5 protein-coding genes, 1 tRNA gene and 1 pseudogene are annotated in these 4,339 nt (G+C 66.8%); 4 read left to right on the top strand and 3 right to left on the bottom strand.

The window, feature by feature from the left end; all coding sequences use genetic code 11:
* A pseudogene (locus HC022_RS20050) lies at nt 1–652 on the top strand (ATPase); the annotation flags it as partial.
* Between the two features lie 172 nt (nt 653–824).
* Nucleotides 825–901, top strand: a tRNA-Met gene (locus tag HC022_RS20045).
* 135 nt (nt 902–1,036) lie between these two features.
* Here HC022_RS20045 and HC022_RS29905 read toward each other — a convergent pair.
* The 3 genes from HC022_RS29905 to HC022_RS20030 form a co-directional block, all read right to left on the bottom strand.
* Complete coding sequence (locus HC022_RS29905) at nt 1,037–1,444, bottom strand: bifunctional DNA primase/polymerase (protein WP_368484706.1); 408 nt, start codon at nt 1,442–1,444, stop codon at nt 1,037–1,039.
* A complete protein-coding gene (locus HC022_RS20035) occupies nt 1,380–2,225 on the bottom strand; it encodes a GNAT family N-acetyltransferase (protein ID WP_167453594.1) in 846 nt (281 codons plus the stop codon). The genes HC022_RS29905 and HC022_RS20035 overlap by 65 nt, the downstream gene beginning before the upstream one ends.
* A 324-nt stretch (nt 2,226–2,549) precedes the next feature.
* A complete protein-coding gene (locus HC022_RS20030; RefSeq protein WP_008885065.1) occupies nt 2,550–2,822 on the bottom strand; it encodes a hypothetical protein in 273 nt (90 codons plus the stop codon).
* Nucleotides 2,823–2,872: 50 nt separating this feature from the next.
* Here HC022_RS20030 and HC022_RS20025 point away from each other — a divergent pair, with 50 nt between their 5' ends.
* Nucleotides 2,873–3,166 (top strand): hypothetical protein, encoded by a 294-nt coding sequence (locus HC022_RS20025; RefSeq protein ID WP_008884468.1) that lies wholly within the window; start codon nt 2,873–2,875, stop codon nt 3,164–3,166.
* The gene (locus HC022_RS20020; RefSeq protein WP_167453593.1) at nt 3,163–4,299 is read left to right on the top strand and encodes a WD40 repeat domain-containing protein; all 1,137 of its coding nucleotides are present in this window, start codon (nt 3,163–3,165) and stop codon (nt 4,297–4,299) included. Before HC022_RS20025 ends, HC022_RS20020 begins: the two co-directional genes overlap by 4 nt.
* Nucleotides 4,300–4,339: the final 40 nt, after the last annotated feature.

The raw sequence follows: 4,339 nt of genomic DNA, 5'->3' as shown, positions 1-4,339 counted from the left end.
CCGTCTGCGCCGGATGACCCGCTTCGACACCCGCTACGTGCTCTGCGACCGGCCCACGGTGATCACCGGCGGCGAGCTCTCGCTCGGCATGCTGGACCTTGTCTACAACCCCACCGCCCGCACCTACCAGGCGCCGCTGCAGCTCAAGTCCACCGGCGGCATCTTCATCGTCGACGACCTCGGGCGCCAGGCCGAGCCGCCGCAGAAGCTGGTGAACCGCTGGATCGTGCCGCTGGAGGAATCAAAGGACATCCTTGCGCTGCAATCGGGCGAGAAGTTCGAGGTGCCCTTCGACACGCTGGTGATTTTCTCGACCAACTTCCACCCCAACGAGATCTTCGACCAGGCGGCGCTACGGCGGATCTTCTTCAAGATCAAGATCGACGGCCCGAGCCAGGAGGACTTCCTGAAGATCTTCGCGCTGGTCGCGCGCAAGAAGAAGCTGCAGCTGGACGAGGTCTCGCTCGTTCACCTGCTCAAGAACAAGTACCCGACGATCGACAACGTTTATGCAAACTACCAGCCGGTGTTCCTCATCGACCAGATGCTGTCGGTCTGCGATTTCGAGGGCTGGCCCTACAAGATGACGCCCGAACTGGTGGATCGCGCCTGGGCGAACATGTTCGTGAAGGACGAGATGATCGTGAAGTGAGGGGTCTGGCGCGGCTGTGCCGGGCACGAATTCGGGGCCTCCCGCGGGCCTCTGCGGGGGTCAGCGCTATGGCGCCGATGCCGTACCCCGGCGTCATGACCGAGATCTGTCCGAAAGGCGATTTTTGCGCTTGACGTGCCCGGCCCTCTATCATACCCACCGCGCACGGTTTGGCGGAGTAGCTCAGTTGGTTAGAGCAGCGGAATCATAATCCGCGTGTCGGGGGTTCAAGTCCCTCCTCCGCTACCATTGATCCCAAACAGTTTTCCCCACCTCACCCCAAGAGCAGGGTTGAGCACTTGGGAGGTCAGTTGGGAATTTTCGCTCTCCTTTCGTGCAGTTCCAGCTTCCGAATGGCGGAGACGCCAAGCGACGAATCGCGCTTCAGATAGTGAGCGTCGATGATCGACTCACCCCTCTAAGACTGTGCCCGGTGAGAGTGGCGATTTGCGCTGTCGTGCATTCCGCACGTGCAAGCCGCGTTACGGCGCTGCCGCGCAGGTCGTGGAAGGTGAGCTCACGCAGCGTCCCGAAGCCGTTCTTCCCGTTCTTGCGGCCGAGGTCGCGCACTGCAATGCCGGAGCGGCTCCCCGCAGGGATAGCGGGCATGGCGTCGGGCCACTTGCGCCACCAGCGGCGGAGTTGAGCCGGGTCGGTCGTGGCCTTGTCCTGCCAGCCGGTGACGTGTGACCGGACGCTGCGACACGCCGGTTTCGCGGGTCCATGGTCAGCCCTGCGGGCCAAGTATCCCGAGCAGTTCCTCCGCCTCTCCGCGATGTCGCCCGGCGTCATCTTCGCTCAGAAAACGCAGGGAGCGGACGCCTTCCCCTTCGCCGATCAGCGCCGCGCCGATGACCCGGCGGTGGGCATCCTCGAGCACAAACAATCCTCGTCCAGGCGCGCGGGAGCGGTGGGTTTCGATGAAGGCGCCCAGATCTTGGGGCTCCGGCCAGGGCGCATCTCTGGCGTCCACCAGACCCACCCGCATCAGAGCCAGACGCGGTGCGTCCTTCTGGAGCGCCGGACGCGCCGTGAGGCCGCCCAGGGACACCACCGGCGGGCAGAGGAACTGCCATTGCTCAGGCGTCATGGCGTAGTCGTGGCACGGCTGCGAGCGTCCCTCTGCCTCGAAGAACATCCGTCTCCGCGCCGGCGCGCGTGAGAAGCCGAGACCGACCAGCACCCGCTGCGAGGCGACATTGTCGTCCCGACAACAGGCAATCAGCGGCGGGGAAGGCTCGGCGAAATGGGCGGAGATCGCCGCGCGCAGGACGGTCGACATGATCCCGTCTCCCTGAGCCACCGCGTCGAGCCAGAACCACATTTCAGGCGCCAGCCGCAGGCAGCCGATGACCTCCCCGCCCCGTTCCAGCACCCGGATCCGCTGCGCGGGTTCCTGGCTGAGCGCGAGGATCTCGCCCGCTTCGGCAAGGCCAAAGGGCTGTCGGGCGGCGGCCATCCAGCGCGCGATCTCAGGCGCTCCGAGCTGTCGTGCAATCGCCGGCAGGTCGCCCGCCTGCATCCGCCGCAGCGAAACATCCCCCACATCGAGCCTGTCTGGAAAGGGCACCATGGCACCGCTCCGTTCCATCCTGCAACCCGCACAGGCTTTCGCAAATGCAGGTCCGAATCAATGCCCGATTCGTTTCTGCGCCCGCATCCCAAAGATTCTGCGATGCAGAAAAACCATTCCGGAACAGAGCGTTACAATCTCACCGCCCGAAGCGTAACGGTACTTTACGGATACATCTTTTCCGGTGCCGGATCGCCGGTTTTCACGCGGTTTCGTTTGCGGAGCCACGGGCGTGGGATAGTCTCCTCGGCACTCAATCAGTCGGATGCTCAAGGGAGGGGGACACCGATGTTTGACACGACCGAAACGGGAGGGGTGACCGCGTCAGTTGGGCCTGCCTGTCCCTTGCGCGTTGGGGAGCAGATCCCAGATCGACGCCAGATCCGTAGCCATCGCCCTGTGCACCTGCGCGAGGATCCTGTCCCGCTGCGCGGCGGGCAGCGCGTCGACATGTTCGCGCGCCGCGCGCAGATCGAGCGGTGCCCCGGTCTCGACCGCACGGTCGATGGCGGTGCGGCAGGCCGGGTCCACGGCCTCATCCCCGGCCACGACGGCCTGGAGGCTTCGGAAGAAGCGGTTGTCGACGGGATCGATCATCGGCGGGAACCCCTCTGCGGACGCGCACCCTCCAATCTTGGCGCAATGCCATGACAGGTCAACCGCCCGACGTCCGGACGATCCTCGACCAGCGGATGGCGCTGATCCAGGCCATTGCCGCCGCCAATTGCGAGCACCTGCGGCTCAACCAGATCGCCAGCGGCATGATGATCCTCGACCAGAAGGCCGAGGAGGACGGCGCTTCCGAAGACCCCCATGACGCGGACCGCGCCGCCAACGACGAGGCGCTCGACGCCAGCATGACCCTGATCACCGCGCTCGAGGCGGAGCTGGCGGAGCTCGACCGGCACCTCGCGGCAGCTATCGAAAGAGATGAGAAATGACCCAGCACGTATCGCCGCAATCCCTGTCCCTCTTCGACCTCATCGCCCGCTCGTGGGATCTCGGGGCGCCGGTCCGCGCGGTCCGGTTCAACGTGGTCGGGGGCTCGGTTGCGGTCACGCTCGGGGACGGACGGCTCGCCTTCCTGCAGACCAAGGACGGTGAGACGCCCGAAAGCCGGATGCGCACCGAGCTCGACACCGGCCGTATGACCATCCGCCCGCGCGAGAAGCCGCTGCCGATGCCTCTCGTGACCGAGGCGCCGGTGACGGGCTGCGAGACCGGCATCGCCACGCTGGCGCAACAGGGCTTCGCCTTCGTCTCGCCCGACGGGACCGAGATCTGGCGGGCCACCGCGCGCGGCCAGACCGTGCGGGTCGCCAAGGTGGGGCCCGAGCCTGTCACCGCGCTTGCCACGCTGCCCGAGAAGCGCGGGATCGTCGTCGCGCAGGGTACCCGGCTGATCGTTGTCTCGCCTGAGGACGGGCGCACATTGGCCACCGCAGAGCCCGGCCACGCGGTACAGCGCCTGGCGGTCTCGCCGGACGGCACGCGCATCGCCTGCTGGGGGCCGGGGCGGGTCTCCGTCCTCGATGCGGAGACGCTCGCGCAGCGCGCCGGAACCCCGGCGGAGGGCGAGGTCTCGGATCTCATCTGGTCGCCGGACGGGCGTTGGCTGGTGGGCAGCTGCCGGGACAAGGCGCTGCTTCTGGTCGATGTCCCCGCGGCCCGCGCCGACTGCATCGTCGACTTCCCCGCCCCCGTCACCGTCTCGGATTTCAGCCGGAAGGCCGGCGTGCTCGTCGCTGCGGGTGCGTTCCGCGTGGTCGGCTGGCGCCTGCCCGACCTACCCTTCGGCGATCACGAGGGCGCGCCTGTCGAGACCGGAAAGCCCGGGCTCACCATCGTGGAAACCGTCGCCGCCCATCCCCACCGCGATCTCTGCGCGGTGGGCTATGCCAACGGGCTGGTGACGCTCTGCCAGATCGGCCAGCGCGCAGAGATGATGCTGCGCGAGGGCAATGGCGATCCGGCCACGGCGCTGGCCTGGTCGCCCGACGGCGCGCATCTCGCCATCGGCACCGCCGGCGGCACCGGCGCGCTCGCCACCTTCCCCAAACACATGTTCAAATGACCCGAAACGGAGAGCAACCGATGACCCAAGCACTTGATGC

Origin of the sequence: Salipiger sp. HF18, assembly GCF_011806505.1 — a bacterium.
GTDB classification, from domain to species: Bacteria; Pseudomonadota; Alphaproteobacteria; order Rhodobacterales; family Rhodobacteraceae; genus Salipiger; species Salipiger thiooxidans.
Note: the sequence above shows the minus strand (reverse complement) of the source record. Positions and strands in the feature narration are given on the sequence as shown.

Excerpts from the sequence above, each read along its gene's own strand:
- HC022_RS20020 (WP_167453593.1), top strand. The coding sequence starts at position 3,163 with ATGACCCAGCACGTATCGCCGCAATCCCTGTCCCTCTTCGACCTCATC.
- HC022_RS20025 (WP_008884468.1), top strand. The coding sequence starts at position 2,873 with ATGACAGGTCAACCGCCCGACGTCCGGACGATCCTCGACCAGCGGATG.
- HC022_RS20035 (WP_167453594.1), bottom strand. The coding sequence starts at position 2,225 with ATGGTGCCCTTTCCAGACAGGCTCGATGTGGGGGATGTTTCGCTGCGG.
- HC022_RS20030 (WP_008885065.1), bottom strand. The coding sequence starts at position 2,822 with ATGATCGATCCCGTCGACAACCGCTTCTTCCGAAGCCTCCAGGCCGTC.
- HC022_RS29905 (WP_368484706.1), bottom strand. The coding sequence starts at position 1,444 with ATGACGCCGGGCGACATCGCGGAGAGGCGGAGGAACTGCTCGGGATAC.